This window comes from Rouxiella aceris (assembly GCF_012933545.1).
GTDB classification, from domain to species: domain Bacteria; phylum Pseudomonadota; class Gammaproteobacteria; order Enterobacterales; family Enterobacteriaceae; genus Rouxiella; species Rouxiella aceris.
Genome location: NZ_JAADJU010000001.1, coordinates 578,637 through 596,610, shown reverse-complemented (window position 1 = coordinate 596,610; position 17,974 = coordinate 578,637). Strand labels below are relative to the sequence as shown.

Below are 17,974 nucleotides of genomic sequence, written 5' to 3'. Positions count from 1 at the left end.
GCTGCGACGGCGTTGCTGCGTCGTTTCGAAATACTCACGTACTGATGTACGCTCCGTTTTCTCGGCTCCTTGCGCCTGGTCTCGCTCCGGCTCAGCCAGGCTCGTCTGACTCCGGCCGACGGGCTGCGACGGCGTTGCTGCGTCGCCTCGAAATACTCAGGTCCTGATTTAAATAAAAAAAACGACCCTTATGATCGTTTCAGGCGACTGGTAAAGTCCGTTTTTAGGGAGAGTGCACCGTTGGGGTCGTAGCGGGCTTGCCCGCCGGAGCGCCCCTAGGTGTGCTATGCCCGTGTATCTCGATCGGCAAGACAACTTCATCACGAAACCCAATCGACCTTTATGGTCATTTTTTTATGGCTATTAGCTGCGTATTACTTGCTGTTATTGGGCTATGCCCGTGTATCTCGATCGGCAAGACAACTTCATCACGAAACCCAATCGACCTTTATGGTCGTTTTTTTTATGGCTATTAGCGGCCTATTACTTGCCGTTATTGTCGTTTTTGGCTGCGGCTTGTGCTGCCTTTTTAGCGGCTCTTTTCTCTTTTAGCATGGTCCAGATTTTGGTTTCCTGACCGCGCCACAGACGCTGAATATTGTCGTGATGACGCAACAGGATCAGACAGGAGAGCATCGCCACCGGAAAGGTGAACTGCGGTTTGAACCACCAGACATAAAAGGGTGCAATCAGCGCACTGATAATCGCTCCCAGCGACGAATAACCGCTTAATAGCAGGGTCAGCAGCCAGGTGCCCGTCATCAGCCCGGTCAAATCCCAGCCGATAGGGGCGATAGCACCAAATGCCGTAGCCACGCCTTTCCCCCCCTTAAAACCAAAAAATACCGGATAGATATGACCCAGACAGGCGGCAATCGCCGTCAGACCCAGATACATCGGGGGAATATTCAGTTTATAGGCCAGCCAGACCGGTATCATGCCCTTTAATACGTCGAAAATAAGCACGGTTGCCGCCGCCGCTCGACCGCCAACGCGCAGAACGTTGGTAGCGCCCGGGTTGCCGGAGCCTTGGGTGCGGGGATCGGGTAATCTCGCCAGGCGACAGACCAGAATGGCACTGGAAATTGAGCCGCAAAGGTAGGCGAAAATAATCATTCCAAGCGCGGTTGCACTCATAAAAGCAATTCCGTCTATGTAGGGGGTCGTTTTAATTACTGCATCCGTGGATAATACGCATTTTCCGCTGTAAGTGGTATACCCGTTAGCTTTCAAGTCACAGGTGTATGGGCTTTGTGTCTGTATCTTGGGAAGTTTTGGGTTATCTCGCTAAAGCCAATAACAGAGAAACGCGTGATGGATATCGTATTTATTGAGCAATTAAATGTCATTACTACCATAGGCGCTTTTGAGTGGGAACAAACCATTCAGCAGAAATTGGTGTTTGATATCGAACTGGCCTGGGATAACAAAAAATCGGCGAAAAGTGACGATGTTAACGATTGCCTGAGCTATGCCGATGTCAGCGAGGCAGTGATTGCTCATGTGACTTCGCAAAGCTTTGCGTTGGTTGAGCGCGTTGCCGAAGAGGTGGCCGAGTTACTGATCAAGCGTTTTAACACTCCCTGGGTGCGGATTAAATTAAGCAAGCCAGGGGCGATTGCCCAGGCGGCAAATGTGGGCGTCATTATCGAACGTGGACAGCGCGAAAAATAATTTTACTATTTTAAGAATTTTAAAAGTAAAAAATGAAAAACTGCTGTCATAATAAGGTGTTATTAATTGATATGTTTAAAACATAGCAGTTAACACAAAACTAGGCGAATTCTTAATATTTATCTCAGTCGGGTAATAAAATTCGGCTTTGTTTATGAACCTTATTAAGGCAGGGTAAATTATGGTAACGGACAGTCATCAGCTATTTGTTGCGATGATTTTGGGTATCGTCGAAGGGTTAACCGAATTCTTGCCGGTGTCATCAACCGGACATTTAATTATTGCGGGTAATTTACTGGGTTTTACGGATGAGAAATCGAAAATATTCGAAGTTATCATCCAGTTAGGTTCTATTTTGGCCGTGGTGGTCATGTTCTGGCGACGTCTGTTTGGCCTGATTGGTATCCATTTTGGCAAGGTTAAACACGAAGGAACCGGCACGGGTCATCTGACATTGCTGCATATTATATTGGGTATGATACCGGCGGTGGTGGTGGGGTTGGTATTTAGCCATGCCATTAAAGCCTTGTTTGAACCCCGTTATGTGATGTATTCACTGGTGGTCGGTGGGGTGTTTCTTCTGTTGGCTGAATGGATAAAACCGAAAAATCCTAAAGCGCAGGGCATCGACGATATCACTTATTTGCAGGCATTTTTGATTGGCTGTTTTCAATGTTTTGCCCTCTGGCCGGGATTTTCCCGTTCGGGTGCAACCATTGGCGGCGGGCTGTTATTAGGCGTCAGCCGTTTTGCTGCTTCTGAGTTTTCCTTTCTGCTGGCGGTGCCGATGATGATGGGGGCCAGCGTACTGGATCTCTATAAAAATCATTCATTGCTGGGATGGCAGGATCTGCCGATGTTTGCCGTTGGCTTTGTTACCGCCTTTATCGTCGCGCTGATTGCCATTAAAACCTTCCTGGCAGTGATTAAACGCATCTCCTTTGTGCCTTTTGCCTTCTACCGCTTTGTGGTCGCCGGCCTGGTGTATTGGGTGTTTATCCATTAATCACCTTCGCCGTTAGCGTTCAGGTTGTCTGGTGGCAACCTGAACGCTATGACCTGTTCCCTCGGCGTTGCCGCAGGCATTAGTGTCGAGCTTTATGGGATTTTGACGCGGTTCTCAGCAGATCCCGCATGCTGCGTACCAGGATCTCCTTACTGCGTCCCCGGCGAAAAATCAGCGAAAAGGGTGCCTGATAACCGTAATCGGTGGGCAGCAGCGCGCGCAACCGCTGATTTTGCACCCAGGGAAAGGCATAGTGTTCCGGCAGATAACCCACATACTTGCCCGATAAAATCAGCATCAACTGCGCCTCCATACTTTCTACACTCGCCGTGCTGTGCTTAAACCCGCGTTTTCCCAATTCTGCCTGGCTCCAGTAACTGCGCGTCACCATGCGCATTTGCGCAATATGGGCGACGGTAGGATGGCGCACATCGAATAGCTCATGCTGATTGCTGCAGTACAACCAATGTTGTTCTCGATACAGCGGATGGGCAATCACACTATTGCCCTGTAGCGAGAAGTTGCCGACTGCCACATCCAGTTCATTATTCAGGATCCCCTGCAACAGCGTATTGGGGCTTTTAATTTGCAGATTGAGATGCACCAGCGGAAAACGCTCACTGAACTGGCTGATGGCCTCGGTGATCGGCAAGCGTGGGTCGGTGACCGTAGAATCAATAATGCCCAAATTCATCACGCCGCTCTGTTCGCCACTCAATGAGGCGGTATAGCGCTCAAAATTCTCTGCCGCATTAAGCAGACTCAGGCTCTGCTGAAGAAAAGCTTCGCCTTTCGGGGTCAGGGAAAACCCGCCTCTGCCGCGCCGACAGACGATAAACCCCAGTTTTTCTTCCAGCTCGCTCATATAGTTACTGATGGCGGATAGCGTGAGATTAAGCTCCTGCTGCGCGCCGGTATAGCCATGATATTTCGCCACCGTGGTGAAAATATGCAGCAGGCGCAGGTTGGGAAATTTGCCAATAGACATAATGTGTTATTCACCCAAAGTGGAAGTTGTTAGTTGTCATTTTACTGAACTAATTTTTTGTATTTTGCTATTTTTCTCTACCTGCCGTCCATAGCACTATCTCCCCATCCACTGCAGAAGCGGATCTAAATCAATAAGGGGAAAGTGCCAGATGGAAACAACTTATCATCAGCCGCAAAGTGGTAATGAGATGCCACGTTTTGCCGGGCGCACCACCATGATGCGTTTGCCATACAGCGACGGGCCACAGGGGCTGGATGTGGCGTTTATTGGCATTCCGCTGGATGTTGGTACCTCCCAGCGCGCCGGTACCCGCTACGGACCGCGGCATATTCGTAACGAGTCAGTGATGATTCGACCTTACAATATGGCCACCGGAGCGGCTCCCTTCGACTCACTGCACATCGGCGATCTGGGTGATGTGCCCATTAACACCTACAGCCTGCTGAAATCCGTCGATATTATTGAAGACTACTACACCACTCTCAATGACTGGCCACTGATCCCGCTGACCCTGGGCGGCGACCACACCTTATCACTGCCCATCCTGCGGGCGCTGGCCAAAAAACATGGTCCCATGGGGCTGATCCATGTCGATGCCCATACCGATACCAACGACGAGATGTTTGGCGAAAAAATTGCCCACGGCACCACCTTTCGTCGTGCGGTCGAAGAAGGCTTGCTGGACTGTCATCGTGTCGTCCAGATCGGCCAGCGTGCACAGGGTTACACCAGCGACGATTTTCAGTGGGGAGTCGATCAGGGGTTTCAACTGATCCCGGTGGAAGCCTGCTGGCATCGCAGTATGACGCCGCTGATGGCGGAGATCCGCCAAAAACTCGGGCAAGGGCCGGTCTACCTTTCCTATGATATCGACAGCCTCGATCCCGCCTGGGCGCCGGGAACAGGTACGCCGGAAGTCGGCGGTCTAAGTGCCATTCAGGCGCTGGAGATCGTCCGTGGCTGCCGTGGCCTGGATCTGGTGGGCTGCGATCTGGTGGAAGTGTCACCCCCTTATGATATCAGCGGCGTTACTGCACAACTGGGGGCCAACCTGCTGTATGAAATGCTCTGTGTCTTGCCCGGTGTGCGCTATCCACGGGAGGCCAGAGTATGAGCGAGCCGCATAATCCGCAGCCGCAAAACGGCGATATTCCCCGTTACACCGGCCTGCCAACCTTCTTTCGTTTGCCCTTTGGCGCGCTCAGCGAGGCGCTGGATATCGGTATCGTCGGCGTTCCCTGGGATGGCGGCACCACCAACCGCGCGGGAACGCGCCACGGTCCGCGCGAACTGCGCAATGCTTCCAGCCTGATCCGTCGGGTGCATCCCGTCAGTCTGATCTCCCCATATGATCTGGCCCGTGTCGGGGATCTCGGTGATGTCGGCGTTAATCCCATGGATCTGCAAGACAGCCTGGCGAAGATCGAAGCCTTTTATCAACAGCTGGTTAGCCAGCAGGTGCTGCCCCTGACGGCTGGCGGCGATCATCTGACCACGCTGCCGATCCTGCGCGCCCTGGGAAAAGCACAACCTTTGGGGCTGATCCACTTCGACGCCCATTCCGATACCAATGACAGCTATTTTGGTCACGAGCGTTTTACCCACGGCACCCCTTTCCGTCGTGCAGTGGAGGAAGGGCTGATCGATCCACGGCGTACCGTGCAGATCGGCATCCGTGGCTCGCTGTTTTCTGCCCATGACCACGCTTTTGCCGCCGAATGCGGCATTACGGTGATCCCGATGGAGCAGGTGGCGGCCAGGGGGATCGATGCGGTAATGCAACAGGCGCGGCAGATTGTTGGCGATCTGCCGGTCTATGTCAGCTTTGATATTGATGTGCTGGATCCGGCTTTTGCTCCCGGTACCGGCACGCCAGAAATCGGCGGTCTCACCTCCCTGCAAGGGCAGCAATGTATTCGTCATCTGCAAGGTTTGCATTTGGTGGGGGCCGATGTTGTAGAAGTCTCGCCACCGTTCGATCAGGGAAACCTGACCAGTCTGACCGGTGCCACCATGATGTTCGAATTACTTTGCCAGCTCGCCGATGCCCGTTATCGACAATCCTCTCAATCTACTGGAGTCAAGCTATGACAGCTTCTGTTGCATTACGTCGTCTCTGTTCTGCCCTGGTACTTTCGCTGACCTTTGCCGGTAGCGCGACGCTTGCCCATGCTGACGAGGGCACCTTGACACCGGGTCAGTTAAAAGTCGGTCTGGAGGTGGCCTATCCACCGTTTGAATCCTGGCAGGAGAGTAAAATTGTCGGTTTCGATGCCGAACTGGCCGAGATGCTCAGTAAGCAAATGGGCATGAAACTGCAACTGGTCGATACCAAATTCAGTGGTCTGATCCTCGGGCTTAACGCGGCCCGACATGATGCGGTTATTTCAGCGCTGTATATCACCCCGGAACGCACCGCCAAGGCGGACGCCATTCCTTATGCCGATACCGGTGCTTATATTCTGGTAGCTGCCAACGCGCCGGTGATGCCGGCCACTGAACAAGATCTCTGTGGCTTAACCGTCGGTCTGCAACAGGGGACTTCCTGGGTGAAAAAACTGGAGCAGCTCTCCACTGACTACTGCCTGCCGCAGGGCAAACAGGCGATCGTAATCAAAGAGTTTCCTACCGCGCCGGAAACCTTGCAGGCACTGCTTTCCGGCCATATTCAGGCACAGGTGGATATTGCCGGTGCGGTGCGCATGTTTGCCGAACACAGCAACGGAAGGGTCAAAATCAGCTCGCCGCATACCATCTATCCACAGACGCTGGGGATTTACGTGAAGAAAGATAACAAGGCACTGTCCGAGAAAATTGCCTCCGCCTTGCATGCCCTGCGTGAAAACGGCCAGTACCCACGATTGCTGCAAAAATATCAGCCCTACGGTATTGCCGACACGGCTTCTCACTGACAGCGGAACTTTGTCTTATTACTTTTCCCGAGGCCCGGTATCACTATGACTTTTGACTGGAACTACTTTTTTTCGTTGTTCTCTATGCGCGCATTCTGGTTGGCAAGCGTGACCGTTGTCGAACTGAGCGTGCTGGCATGGGGCATAGGTCTGGTACTGGGGTTTATTGTTGCCAGCGGGCGACAATCCGGGCCGGGGTGGGTGAAAGGTGCCAGCGGGATATATATCTGGCTGTTTCGCAGTATTCCGTTATTGGTGCTGGTGGTTTTTGTCTATAACTTGCCGCAAATGATCCCGGCCACGGGCCGCTTTCTGGGGAATGCCTTTTTTGCCGGGCTGGTGGCAACCGTGCTGGTGGAGACTGCCTATATGGCCGAGATCCACCGTGGCGGATTGCTGTCGGTCGCCAAAGGGCAGCATGAAGCCGGACATGCGCTGGGATTAAGCTTTTTGGGGATCCAGCGACGGATTGTTATCCCGCAGGCGCTTCAGATTTCATTACCGGCACTGATCAATGAGTTTGTCACCATCGTTAAACAGACCTCGTTGGTCTCGGTAATTTCGCTGCCCGAACTGCTGATGACCGGCCAGCGACTGTATGCCGAAAATTTTATGGTGATGGAAACCCTGGCCGCAGTTGCCCTGTACTACGTGTTGATCGTCTCGTTGTTTACGCTGTTATTTCAGCTGCTGGAACGCCGGGTGAATGTGCAGACGCGTTCACCGCAAACCCGCAGTGAGCCTGAGCTGCAACAGCTGCGGCAACAGGCGACACCGCTGGTTTTTCGTCAGCCGGAATTGCTGCCCGGTTCACCGGACGCGCTGACGTTAAAAAATATCCATAAAGCCTACGGAACGCATCAGGTATTACAGGGGATCGATCTGCGGGTGGCTCCTGGCGAGGTGATCAGCATTATTGGTCCCTCGGGATCGGGAAAAACCTCGTTGATCCGCACCATCAACGGCCTGGAAAAACTTAATAGCGGCGAGATCGTGTTGTTTGGCGAAAGTTTTATCGCCGCCAGCGACAGCGGCAAAACCGCTGCCATGCGGCAGGGGATACGCCGCGTCGGTATGGTATTTCAGGGATTTAATCTGTTTCCGCATTACACAATTTTGCAGAACCTGATGCTGGCTCCACGCTATCATCGGCAATCGGCCAGTGAGAGTGAATGCCGCAGTCAGGCACTGTATCTGCTCGATAAGGTCGGCCTGCTGGCGCATGTCGATAAATATCCCCATCAGCTCTCCGGCGGGCAGCAACAGCGGGTGGCTATCGCCCGCGCACTGGCGTTGTCGCCGGATATTATGTTGTTTGATGAGCCGACTTCGGCGCTGGATCCGGAACTGGTAGGCGAGGTACTAAAGGTGATTGGCGATCTGGCCCGCGAAGGGATGACCATGCTGATCGTCACCCATGAAATCGATTTCGCGCTGGCGATCTCCGATCGCATTCTGTTGATGGAGCAAGGGCATATTCAGGTCGATGCCACGCCCAAGCTGATTGCCAATGGTCACGCGCAACCCGATCTGCAACGGATCCGCCAGTTTATGGGCATTAACTTGGCGGGGGTAGCCTGAAATCAGCCTGGTCATTAAAGTCACAGAGACTCTTAACGGCTAAGCATTTCCTGCGTTTCTCGCCATTGGGCAATGGCCTTGATACGCCGTTGCCCAAGCTCCTCACGGATGGCCATGCCTTGCAGTCCCATCGCCACCACTTCTTTAATCGACACACTGTTGGCCGCTGCAAAGGCGGCGCGCAGATAATCGCCCTGAGGATAAGGGTTGCTTTCAAAGCCGGTTCTGCCGCGGGCATCGGCTTCGCTGGTGATAATCATCTGCTCCAGACGCTGGGGTTTGCGCCAGACATCGATATTGTCGAACAGCTTGAGCAGCGTTTCCGGGCGCAGGCGTTCAACGGTATGGATCAGGTCATGAAACTCGGCCACCAATACCGCCAGATCGCGAATAGCGGTCGGGACGCGCAGTCGCTGACACAGCCGGGTTACCAGCTTGACACCCGCCGGGCCGTGGCCGTGATGGTGAGGCCAATATTGCGGTGGCGTCAGCCCCTTGCCCAGATCGTGGCACAGGGCAGAGAAACGCACATCGACCTCAGGACTGAGTTCGGCAGCAATTTTCAGCGCCATCAGGGTGTGAATACCGGTATCGATCTCGGGATGCCACTTCTCGGGCGCGGGCACGCCAAACAGTTTATCCACTTCGGGGAACAGCACACCGAGGGCATTACAGTCCCGCAATACCTGAAAATAAATCTGCGGATCGGCGGTGTTCAGCGCCTTCTCGGTCTCTTTCCATACTCTTTCCGGCGTTAAGGCCTCAAGCTCGCCGCTGGCGGCCATTTTGGTGACTAATGCCATGGTTTCTTCGGCAATGCGAAATCCCAGATGGGCAAAGCGGGCGGCAAAGCGTGCCAGGCGCAAAACGCGTAGAGGATCTTCGCCAAAGGCATCGGAAACATGGCGTAAAACGCGGGCGTCAAGATCGGCCTGGCCATGATAAGGGTCGATTAACTCACCGTCCGGGCTTTTGGCGATGGCATTAATGGTCAGATCGCGACGCATCAAGTCCTGTTCCAGCGTGACATCTGGCGAGGAGTAACAGGTAAAACCGTGATAGCCAGCGCCGGATTTGCGTTCTGTACGGGCGAGGGCGTATTCATCGTGGCTGACCGGATGCAGGAAAACCGGAAAATCTTTGCCAACCTGCTGATAGCCCTGTTCGAGCATGGCTTCGGGAGTGGAGCCCACCACTACCCAGTCGTGCTCAGTGACGGCAAGGTTTAACAGGTTGTCGCGGACGGCACCGCCGACCAGATAGATTTTCAAGGTTAAAGCTCCTGAGAAAGATGACCGGGTAGAGAAGCCACAGCTGCTATCGCGCTGACATTGCCAGCTCAATACAGCGACACCAGTCATCATTGTAGCAAATTTGTTAAATTATTTTTGCGCTTGCGCCAACACAAAAAGGCACGCCGGGTGCCTTACATTGCGGGTCAAGTTGCTGACCAATCAGCTCATCCAGCGGTCTTTTTTCTTGCGACGCGGTACCAGATGCGGCAACAGCAGACCCAGGATCAAACCGACCCCGGCAACGCCACCGCCATACATAAACCATTGCAGGATAATGGTTCTCTGTTTGTCATCCAGCTGCACATTGACGGCACTGACTTTTTTCTGCGCCACAATCAGCTGGTTTTTCAGATCCTGGTTCTCTTTTTTCAGTCCGTTGATGATCCCGTCGCTGGAGGCCACTTTTTGCTGCATTTCTGCGGTGCGTTGGTTCCAGCTATTATCAATATTGGTCAGCTTGTCAGTCAGGGTTTTCACCTGTTGCTGCAAGTTGGGTACCTGAGTACGCAGACTTGGTGTGGTGCTAAGCTGATCGAGGGGGATCCAGGCGTCGCGGCCTTTGCTATCAACGATCTGGCCGTAGTTGGTGGCATTATTGACGTTCTTTAACGTAACTTCATCACCGGAGTTTAGTGTGCCAACGATGCGAAACTGATTACCTGGACCGCTATGGATATAGGTGATCAAATCGTCAGAAACATAGCGTTTCTCGTCAGCATGGGCGCCCCAGGTGAGGCCTAAAGTGAGCAAAGCGAAACCAAACAGGCGTAATTTATGCATTATTCATTCTTCGTCGTTTGAGGGCCTGTCATTCGGCACCGTGCATGTCGATATCCCTTTCACCTTTCAAGCTGCTGCGCGCTGGCCAGCTACAACCCTGCGGGGCAGTGGACCCATTAAATGTCCTTAAATTGAAGCGCTTGTCGCCTTGATGCCGCTTGAAACCTATTGGGTATAAAATTCATATTGAACGATAGTAAGGGCAACAGTGTGACGACGCAATGCATAAACCTAAATGGGAACTATCTTACAATCCCGTGATGGGCGGTCTGTGTGGTAGAATTTGGGGATAAATATTACTTATCTGCCAAGAATCGGTGCAAAGACTTATGACCTTAGAAATAGAACTAAAATTTATCGCCAGCCCTGCTGCGATTGCCGAGCTGCCCGCACAGTTGGCCGAGTTTTCCTGTCAGCACTCTGCGCCACAGAAATTAACCAATATTTACTACGAAACCTTGGATAACCGTCTGCGTTCCTGGGATATGGGGCTGCGCATTCGCGGCTTTGATGACAGCTATGAAATGACCATTAAAACCGCTGGTAAAGTGGTTGCCGGTTTGCATCAACGGCCGGAATATAATGTCAGCCTTTCCCGTCCAGAACTCGATCTCAGCCTGTTTCCGGCAGATATCTGGCCGCAAGAGTGCGATCTCGATGCGCTGCAAGCTGCACTTAAGCCGCTGTTCCGCACAGATTTTGTCCGTGAGAAGTGGTTGATCACTTTCCAGGACAGCGAGATTGAACTGGGGCTGGATCAGGGAGAGGTTACCGCCGGCGAACTGTCGGAACCGCTGTCAGAAATCGAGCTGGAGATCAAACAGGGTAATACCGCCGATCTGCTGGCGCTGGCCTCGTTGGTGGGTAAAAACGGCGGGCTGCGTCTCGGCGGCCTGAGCAAAGCGGCGCGCGGGTATCATTTGGCGCAGGGTAATCTGTTACGCGAAGCTCGTACCCTGCCGGTGTTTCAGGCCGCGCCCAAGGCCACTGTGGAACAGGCACTGAGCGGTATGCTGGAAATGGCACTGAGCCACTGGCAGTACCATGAAGAACTATGGGTACGCGGCGATAAAGCGGCGCGAATGACGGTATTGCAGGCGGTGGAAACTGTGCGTCAGGTGCTGGTGGTCTACGGTGGCTTAATCCCGCGTAAAGCCACCACCGAGCTGCGTGCGCTATTAACCGAGCTGGCAGAACAGCTGGAGCAAAAAGGTATTGATGCCCAGACGCTGTGTCTCAGCGCCAGCTATCTGAAATGTAAGTTAGTGCTCACATCTTGGTTGGCAATGGCGGGCTGGAAACCTTTTATCGATGATAAATCGCAGAAAAAGCTCGACGGCTCCTTTAAACGCTTTGCCGATATTATGCTGGGCCGTACCGCTGCCGACCTGAAAGAAGCCTTTGCCCAGTCCCTGAGCGAAGAGGGTTTCCGCGATCAGCTGGCGCGATTAAAGCGTCAAATCATCTCTTTCCATCTACTGTCAGGTGCCTATCCGCGCGAAGAGGCATTGGCCTATATTACGGTGTGGACCGAGTTACAACAGGCGATTGTGCAGCAACAGCACGCCTGGGAAGATTCGGCCCGTCAGCATGCCGTAATGCAAACGGCATTTTGGTTAAATGGACAGCCTCGTTAATTGACCGATCGGCCCGGGTGAACCTGGGCCGTACCTGAAAGGACCCCGAACAATGTTGCCTCTCACCCCACTGCTGGCCGCCCAGGCCGAAAAGCTGCAGCTACGTTTTAAACAAAGCCTTGATCAACAGCAGCTTAGCGATATACCGCAACTTGACGAAAATGCGCTGCGCGTCTTAGCCAGCAGCGATTTTATCAGTGAGAACTTTATTACTCGTCCGCAATGGTGGCAGGAGATCTCGGCGGTACCGCCCACGGTGGATGAATGGCAACATTACGAGGCAGAACTCGGGCAGGCGTTGAGCGCGGTGCAGGATGAAGCGCAGTTAATGAAAGTCTTGCGTCAGTTTCGCAAGGCAAAAATGTTGCGTATCAGCTGGTCGCAGGCAATGCAGACCAGCAGCTGTGAGCAGACGCTACAGCAGTTAAGCGTGCTGGCGGAAACGCTGATTGTCGCCGCCCGCGACTGGTTGTATGACGCCTGTTGTCGCGAATGGGGAACCCCGGTCAATGCTGCCGGGGTAGCGCAAAAGCTGCTGATTTTGGGCATGGGCAAGCTGGGTGGCGGTGAGCTGAATTTTTCATCGGATATTGATCTGATTTTTTCTTATCCAGAGAATGGTCAGACCGAGGGTGGTCGACGCCAACTGGAAAATGCCCAGTTTTTTACCCGCCTCGGGCAGCGGCTGATTAAGGCCCTGGATCAGGCAACTATCGACGGTTTTGTCTATCGGGTGGATATGCGTTTGCGGCCCTTTGGCGACAGCGGCCCGCTGGTGATGAGCTTTTCAGCGCTGGAAGACTACTATCAGGAACAGGGGCGAGACTGGGAGCGTTATGCCATGGTCAAAGCCAAGCTGATGGGCGGTGCGCAAGACGAAAGTAGCCAGGAAATTCGCAAGATGCTCAAGCCTTTCGTCTTTCGCCGCTATATCGATTTCAGCGTGATCCAGTCGCTGCGCAATATGAAAGGCATGATTGCCCGCGAAGTGCGTCGCCGTGGCTTAAAGGACAATATCAAGCTCGGTGCCGGCGGTATTCGCGAGATTGAGTTTATCGTTCAGGTGTTTCAGCTGATCCGCGGTGGTCGCGAGCCTTCTCTGCAACAGCGGGCGTTATTGCCGACGCTACAGGCGGTGCAGGCGCTGCATCTGTTGCCCGAGTCGCAGGTACAACAATTGACTGCCAGCTATCTGTTTTTACGTCGACTGGAAAACCTGCTGCAGGCGATTGCCGATGAGCAAACGCAAACCTTGCCCGCCGACGAGCTTAATCGCCAGCGTCTGGCCTGGGGGATGAATGCCGCCAGTTGGGACGAACTTTATGCCACTATCGTCGGCCATATGCAGGCGGTGCGCGTCGTGTTTAACGATCTGATTGGCGATGATTCACCCGATGCCGGGGACGATCCGCAGCAGGAGCAGTTTAACAGTCTGTGGATCGACACCCTTGACGACAGCGATCTGCTGCCGCTGGCCGCACAGCTTTCGGCGCAGGGGCGCGGCAATCTGCTGCGTACTATTGCCGAATTCCGTCGTGATATGGATAAACGTACCATAGGGCCGCGCGGACGTGATCAGCTCGACCAGCTTATGCCAAGGATGCTGGCGCAAGTGTGTACTTACCCTGATGCGGATATCCTGTTGCAGCGGCTGACGCTGTTGCTGCTTAATATTGTCACCCGCACCACTTATATCGAACTGCTGGTGGAGTATCCGGGGGCGCTTAAACAACTTATCCGCCTCTGTGCCGCTTCGCCGATGGTGGCCAACCAACTGGCCCGTCATCCGATTTTGCTGGATGAATTGCTCGACCCCAATACCCTCTATCAGCCTATTGCCCCACAATCCTATCCCGATGAACTGCGCCAGTATCTGCTGCGGGTTCCGGCAGATGATGAAGAGCAACAGATTGAAGCTCTGCGCCAGTTTAAGCAGGCGCAGCAGTTGCGCATTGCCGCAGGAGATATTGCCGGGGCGTTACCGGTGATGAAAGTCAGCGATCATCTGACTTATCTCGCCGAGGCGATCCTGACGGCAGTGATCCAGCAGGCGTGGGATCATATGCTGACGCGCTACGGCCAGCCTGCCCATTTGCAGCAGCAGGAAGGGCGCGGTTTTGCCGTTATCGGCTACGGCAAACTGGGTGGCTGGGAGCTGGGCTACAGCTCTGATATGGATTTGGTCTTTATCCACGATTGCCCGATTGATGTGGTTACCGAAGGGCCGCGTTGCATTGACGGACGGCAGTTCTATCTGCGGCTGGCGCAAAGGATTATGCATCTGTTCGGTACCCGCACCGCCTCTGGCATTCTCTATGAAGTTGACGATCGTCTGCGTCCCTCCGGGGCTTCCGGCATGCTGGTAAGTACCATTACGGCCTTTAGCGATTATCAGCGGGAAAGCGCCTGGACCTGGGAGCATCAGGCCCTGGTGCGCGCGCGGGTGGTCTATGGCAGCCCGGAAATGACCCGGCAGATTAATGCCATTCGCCGCGATATCCTCTGTCTGCCCCGCGATGGCGAAGCGCTTAAAAAAGAGGTGCGCGAAATGCGTGAGAAGATGATCGCCCACCTCGGCAGTAAGAAAAGCGACGTTTTCGATCTTAAAGCCGATCCCGGTGGGATTACCGATATTGAGTTTATTGCCCAGTATCTGGTGCTGCGCTATGCCAGCAGCGAGCCGGATCTGACCCGCTGGTCAGACAATGTGCGCATCTTTGAGTTGATGGCCAAATATCAGATTATGTCCCAGGACGAAGCGGTGCAATTAACCCATGCTTATGTCACCTTGCGCGATGAGATCCATCATTTGGCCTTGCAGGAACATAACGGCAAGGTGGCGGTCAATAGATTTGTCGCTGAACGCGAGCAAGTCAAAGCCAGCTGGCAGCGTTGGTTGGGCTGAATGGCCTATGGGTTTTACTCCCAACCTTTTTTGCTTGTGATATTATCGCGCGCATTGTTTTTGCGATGACAACCTGATGGTGGCCAGGATTTATCCCTGGGACCTGTCTGCCAAGTTTTATCTGTTTTGGAGTGTCGGATGAAAGTGACTTTGCCTGAGTTTCACCGTGCCGGAGTTTTGGTGGTCGGTGATGTAATGCTGGACCGCTACTGGTATGGCCCCACCAGCCGCATCTCGCCGGAAGCGCCGGTACCGGTTGTTAAGGTCAGTACCATAGAAGAGCGTCCAGGCGGTGCGGCAAACGTCGCCATGAATATCGCCTCTCTCGGTGCTCGTTCGCAGTTGATTGGCCTGACCGGTGCCGATGATGCCGCCCGCGCGTTGAGCGAGCGCCTGAGCGCAGTCAAGGTCAGCTGTGATTTTTTGGCGGTGCCTACCCATCCTACCATTACCAAACTGCGCGTGCTTTCCCGTAACCAGCAGTTGATCCGTCTTGATTTTGAAGAGGGATTTGACGGTATTGACCTGCAGCCGCTGCTGGAAAAAATCCGGCATGCGCTGCCGGACACTGGGGCAATGGTGCTGTCTGACTATGCCAAAGGGGCATTAAAAGACGTGCAGGCGATGATCGCGCTGGCGAAAAAATCCGGTGTACCGGTGCTGGTCGATCCTAAAGGATCGGACTTTGAACGCTACCGTGGTGCTACCCTGCTGACGCCTAACCTTTCCGAATTTGAAGCGGTGGTCGGTCCCTGCAAGGATGAAGATCAACTGGTCGAGAAGGGCATGGCGCTGATTGCTCGCTTTGATCTTGCCGCGCTGTTGGTAACCCGTTCTGAACAGGGCATGACTCTGTTGCAACCGGGGAAAGCCCCGCTGCATATGCCGACTCAGGCCCAGGAAGTTTATGATGTGACCGGTGCCGGTGATACGGTGATCGGCGTATTGGCGACGGTGCTTGCTGCCGGCAGCAGTCTGGAAGATGCCTGTTTCCTGGCTAACGCCGCTGCTGGCGTGGTGGTGGGTAAACTGGGGACCTCGACTGTCTCTACCGTTGAGCTGGAAAATGCGGTGCATGGCCGTGCCGATAGCGGCTTTGGTGTGATGAGCGAAGAAGAGCTGCAACTCGCCGTTAACCTGGCGCGGCAACGCGGTGAAAAAGTGGTGATGACCAACGGTATTTTTGACATTTTGCACGCCGGTCACGTCTCTTATCTGGCCAATGCGCGCAAGCTCGGCGATCGTCTGATTGTTGCGGTCAATAGCGATGCCTCAACCAAACGTCTGAAAGGGGAAACCCGTCCGGTAAATCCACTGGCGCAGCGTATGGCCGTGCTGGCTGCGCTGGGTGCCGTTGACTGGGTAGTCAGTTTTGAAGAAGATACCCCGCGTCGCCTGATTGCCGGTATTTTACCGGACCTGCTGGTAAAAGGCGGGGATTATCAACCTCACCAGATTGCCGGCTGTGATGAAGTCTGGGCGGCAGGTGGTGAAGTCAAAGTGCTGAATTTTGAAGATGGTTTATCCACTACCCGCATCATCAACCAAATCAGGTCGCAGGAATAACGCTGCGCTGTGATGGGTGGCAATATGGGCCTGCATCAGCAGGCCTTTTTGCCAACGAATGTTCCCCGTTGTATCGCCTCGGCTTGCCAGGCGGATAACAACCCGGGGCATTGATCGCGGTTTATGGCTGCGGTTTTTCCGCGCCAGCGGCCAGTTTGCCTTCCAGTTCGCTCAGACGTTGTTCCAGCACTGCCAGCTTTTCGCGGGTACGCAGTAACACTTGCGTCTGCACATCAAACTCTTCTCGATTGACTAAATCCATCCGGCTAAATTGCGCCTGCAGCACCTGGCGTACTTTCTTTTCGGTATCTTCGCCAAACTCGCGGATCCCCTTAGGCATGGCTTCATGTACCTGACGCGCAATTTGTTCAATTTTTTTAGTGTCGATCATTATTGTTACCTTATTAAGAAAAGGGGAATGCTTAATAGTGTAATCCCTGGCTGCCATTCTATAAACCTTTGCGCACAGCTTAATCGCACAAAGGGAGCATTGCTCTGCCCTTTTTTTGGCGCTATAGTTAGCTTGCTTATTCTCAGGGCGGGGTGCAAGTCCCCACCGGCGGTAAACCACAGAACATATTGATGAAACACATTTTCATCATCGTGGAAGCCCGCGAGCGCTTGGGTTGTCCGGCTTTGGTCGGCGGTTCAAGGTCAGCAGATCCGGTGTAATTCCGGGGCCGACGGTAATAGTCCGGATGGGAGAGAGTAACGAATTTATCGGGCCGTGATGCCCGCTACGTTATTTTATAGCGATAGCTCGCTTTGGCTGGCTATGCTTACTCCGCAAGACGCCCTGATTCTGGTAATCCATTTATTTTTCATAGTGTTTATGAGGTTATTTTACCATGAATCAGACTCTACTTTCCGAATTCGGTACCCCTTCTCAACGCGTGGAACGTGCTCTCGCCGCCTTGCGTAATGGTCAGGGGGTTATGGTGCTGGATGACGAAAATCGTGAAAATGAAGGCGACATGATTTTTGCCGCAGAAAAAATGACCGTTGAACAAATGGCGCTGTCCATTCGTCACGGTAGCGGTATTGTTTGCCTGTGCCTGACCGATGAACGTCGCCTGCAACTTGAGTTGCCGATGATGGTTGAGCATAACTCCAGCCATTATCAAACAGCCTTTACCGTCACCATCGAAGCCGCCAAAGGCGTGACCACTGGTGTGTCGGCTGCTGACCGTTTGACCACTGTGCGTGCGGCCATTGCCGATGGTGCCAAACCGACAGATCTTAACCGCCCCGGCCACGTTTTTCCGCTGCGTGCCCAGCCTGGCGGCGTGTTAACCCGTCGTGGCCATACTGAAGCCACCATCGACCTGGTTAGCCTGGCCGGTTTACGCCCTTATGGCGTGCTCTGCGAATTGACCAATGATGATGGCAGCATGGCGCATGCGCCTGAAGTGATCGTTTTTGCCAATAAAAATAATATGCCGGTAGTGACCATTGAAGATCTGGTGGCTTACCGTTTGTCGCAAACTCAGCAAGCAGGCTGATTAGCGATTTTTTGACCAGGTATAAATTAAATAAAAAGGGCCAGTGTGATCACACACTGGCCCTTGAGTTTGATGACAAAGTCGTCTTGATGATCGAGATACCCGGGCATAGCACACCTAGGGGC

At 53.6% G+C, this 17,974-nt stretch carries 15 protein-coding genes and 1 riboswitch; of the genes, 10 read left to right on the top strand and 5 right to left on the bottom strand.

Annotated elements, in window-relative coordinates:
• Positions 1-483: 483 nt before the first annotated feature.
• Positions 484-1,137 carry a glycerol-3-phosphate 1-O-acyltransferase PlsY gene (plsY, locus tag GW590_RS02620; protein WP_169401451.1) on the bottom strand — a complete coding sequence of 218 codons (654 nt, stop codon included), beginning with the start codon at positions 1,135-1,137 and terminating at the stop codon, positions 484-486.
• Positions 1,138-1,314: 177 nt separating this feature from the next.
• Here plsY and folB point away from each other — a divergent pair, with 177 nt between their 5' ends.
• Together folB and bacA are read left to right on the top strand one after the other, a co-directional pair.
• Positions 1,315-1,674, top strand: a complete 360-nt coding sequence (folB, locus tag GW590_RS02615; protein WP_169401450.1) for a bifunctional dihydroneopterin aldolase/7,8-dihydroneopterin epimerase — start codon at positions 1,315-1,317, stop codon at positions 1,672-1,674.
• Between the two features lie 181 nt (positions 1,675-1,855).
• Positions 1,856-2,680, top strand: a complete 825-nt coding sequence (gene bacA / locus GW590_RS02610; protein WP_169401449.1) for an undecaprenyl-diphosphate phosphatase — start codon at positions 1,856-1,858, stop codon at positions 2,678-2,680.
• 79 nt (positions 2,681-2,759) lie between these two features.
• On the opposite strand, the gene GW590_RS02605 is transcribed toward bacA, so the two are convergent.
• The gene (locus GW590_RS02605; protein WP_169401448.1) at positions 2,760-3,668 is read right to left on the bottom strand and encodes a LysR family transcriptional regulator; all 909 of its coding nucleotides are present in this window, start codon (positions 3,666-3,668) and stop codon (positions 2,760-2,762) included.
• A 151-nt stretch (positions 3,669-3,819) separates the two neighbouring features.
• On the opposite strand from GW590_RS02605, the gene speB (GW590_RS02600) reads away from it, so the two are divergent.
• From speB (GW590_RS02600) to GW590_RS02585, 4 genes are read left to right on the top strand one after another with little or no spacing between them, the layout of a single operon-like run.
• Positions 3,820-4,785 (top strand): agmatinase, encoded by a 966-nt coding sequence (gene speB, locus GW590_RS02600; protein WP_169401447.1) that lies wholly within the window; start codon positions 3,820-3,822, stop codon positions 4,783-4,785.
• Positions 4,782-5,762 carry an agmatinase gene (speB, locus tag GW590_RS02595; RefSeq protein ID WP_169401446.1) on the top strand — a complete coding sequence of 327 codons (981 nt, stop codon included), beginning with the start codon at positions 4,782-4,784 and terminating at the stop codon, positions 5,760-5,762. Before speB (GW590_RS02600) ends, speB (GW590_RS02595) begins: the two co-directional genes overlap by 4 nt.
• A complete protein-coding gene (locus GW590_RS02590) occupies positions 5,759-6,583 on the top strand; it encodes a transporter substrate-binding domain-containing protein (RefSeq protein ID WP_169401445.1) in 825 nt (274 codons plus the stop codon). Before speB (GW590_RS02595) ends, GW590_RS02590 begins: the two co-directional genes overlap by 4 nt.
• Before the next feature lie 45 nt (positions 6,584-6,628).
• Entirely contained in the window at positions 6,629-8,164 is a 1,536-nt protein-coding gene (locus GW590_RS02585; protein WP_169401444.1) for an amino acid ABC transporter permease/ATP-binding protein, read from the top strand.
• A 32-nt stretch (positions 8,165-8,196) separates the two neighbouring features.
• Here the strand turns inward: GW590_RS02585 and GW590_RS02580 are convergent, their stop codons facing one another.
• Positions 8,197-9,435: a multifunctional CCA addition/repair protein gene (locus tag GW590_RS02580; protein ID WP_169401443.1), complete on the bottom strand. Its 1,239-nt coding sequence runs from the start codon at positions 9,433-9,435 to the stop codon at positions 8,197-8,199.
• Positions 9,436-9,618: 183 nt separating this feature from the next.
• Positions 9,619-10,239: a TIGR04211 family SH3 domain-containing protein gene (locus GW590_RS02575; protein WP_169401442.1), complete on the bottom strand. Its 621-nt coding sequence runs from the start codon at positions 10,237-10,239 to the stop codon at positions 9,619-9,621.
• A gap of 329 nt (positions 10,240-10,568) precedes the next feature.
• Between GW590_RS02575 and GW590_RS02570 the strand changes: the two genes are divergently transcribed.
• The 3 genes from GW590_RS02570 (at position 10,569) to hldE (ending at position 16,347) form a co-directional block, all read left to right on the top strand.
• Positions 10,569-11,876: a CYTH domain-containing protein gene (locus tag GW590_RS02570; RefSeq protein ID WP_169401441.1), complete on the top strand. Its 1,308-nt coding sequence runs from the start codon at positions 10,569-10,571 to the stop codon at positions 11,874-11,876.
• A 52-nt stretch (positions 11,877-11,928) separates the two neighbouring features.
• Entirely contained in the window at positions 11,929-14,781 is a 2,853-nt protein-coding gene (glnE, locus tag GW590_RS02565) for a bifunctional [glutamate--ammonia ligase]-adenylyl-L-tyrosine phosphorylase/[glutamate--ammonia-ligase] adenylyltransferase (protein WP_169401440.1), read from the top strand.
• 138 nt (positions 14,782-14,919) lie between these two features.
• Complete coding sequence (hldE, locus tag GW590_RS02560; RefSeq protein ID WP_169401439.1) at positions 14,920-16,347, top strand: bifunctional D-glycero-beta-D-manno-heptose-7-phosphate kinase/D-glycero-beta-D-manno-heptose 1-phosphate adenylyltransferase HldE; 1,428 nt, start codon at positions 14,920-14,922, stop codon at positions 16,345-16,347.
• Between the two features lie 121 nt (positions 16,348-16,468).
• Here the strand turns inward: hldE and ubiK are convergent, their stop codons facing one another.
• Complete coding sequence (gene ubiK / locus GW590_RS02555) at positions 16,469-16,738, bottom strand: ubiquinone biosynthesis accessory factor UbiK (RefSeq protein WP_169401438.1); 270 nt, start codon at positions 16,736-16,738, stop codon at positions 16,469-16,471.
• A gap of 134 nt (positions 16,739-16,872) precedes the next feature.
• Positions 16,873-17,061, top strand: a riboswitch (FMN riboswitch).
• A gap of 134 nt (positions 17,062-17,195) precedes the next feature.
• Here ubiK and ribB point away from each other — a divergent pair.
• Complete coding sequence (gene ribB, locus GW590_RS02550; protein ID WP_169401437.1) at positions 17,196-17,849, top strand: 3,4-dihydroxy-2-butanone-4-phosphate synthase; 654 nt, start codon at positions 17,196-17,198, stop codon at positions 17,847-17,849.
• Positions 17,850-17,974 lie beyond the last annotated feature (125 nt).

What these genes read in the sequence shown, in the direction of transcription:
- speB (WP_169401447.1), top strand. Translation starts at nt 3,820, where the DNA reads ATGGAAACAACTTATCATCAGCCGCAAAGTGGTAATGAGATGCCACGT.
- folB (WP_169401450.1), top strand. Translation starts at nt 1,315, where the DNA reads ATGGATATCGTATTTATTGAGCAATTAAATGTCATTACTACCATAGGC.
- bacA (WP_169401449.1), top strand. Translation starts at nt 1,856, where the DNA reads ATGGTAACGGACAGTCATCAGCTATTTGTTGCGATGATTTTGGGTATC.
- hldE (WP_169401439.1), top strand. Translation starts at nt 14,920, where the DNA reads ATGAAAGTGACTTTGCCTGAGTTTCACCGTGCCGGAGTTTTGGTGGTC.
- GW590_RS02585 (WP_169401444.1), top strand. Translation starts at nt 6,629, where the DNA reads ATGACTTTTGACTGGAACTACTTTTTTTCGTTGTTCTCTATGCGCGCA.
- plsY (WP_169401451.1), bottom strand. Translation starts at nt 1,137, where the DNA reads ATGAGTGCAACCGCGCTTGGAATGATTATTTTCGCCTACCTTTGCGGC.
- ribB (WP_169401437.1), top strand. Translation starts at nt 17,196, where the DNA reads ATGAATCAGACTCTACTTTCCGAATTCGGTACCCCTTCTCAACGCGTG.
- speB (WP_169401446.1), top strand. Translation starts at nt 4,782, where the DNA reads ATGAGCGAGCCGCATAATCCGCAGCCGCAAAACGGCGATATTCCCCGT.
- glnE (WP_169401440.1), top strand. Translation starts at nt 11,929, where the DNA reads ATGTTGCCTCTCACCCCACTGCTGGCCGCCCAGGCCGAAAAGCTGCAG.
- GW590_RS02575 (WP_169401442.1), bottom strand. Translation starts at nt 10,239, where the DNA reads ATGCATAAATTACGCCTGTTTGGTTTCGCTTTGCTCACTTTAGGCCTC.
- GW590_RS02590 (WP_169401445.1), top strand. Translation starts at nt 5,759, where the DNA reads ATGACAGCTTCTGTTGCATTACGTCGTCTCTGTTCTGCCCTGGTACTT.
- GW590_RS02605 (WP_169401448.1), bottom strand. Translation starts at nt 3,668, where the DNA reads ATGTCTATTGGCAAATTTCCCAACCTGCGCCTGCTGCATATTTTCACC.
- ubiK (WP_169401438.1), bottom strand. Translation starts at nt 16,738, where the DNA reads ATGATCGACACTAAAAAAATTGAACAAATTGCGCGTCAGGTACATGAA.
- GW590_RS02570 (WP_169401441.1), top strand. Translation starts at nt 10,569, where the DNA reads ATGACCTTAGAAATAGAACTAAAATTTATCGCCAGCCCTGCTGCGATT.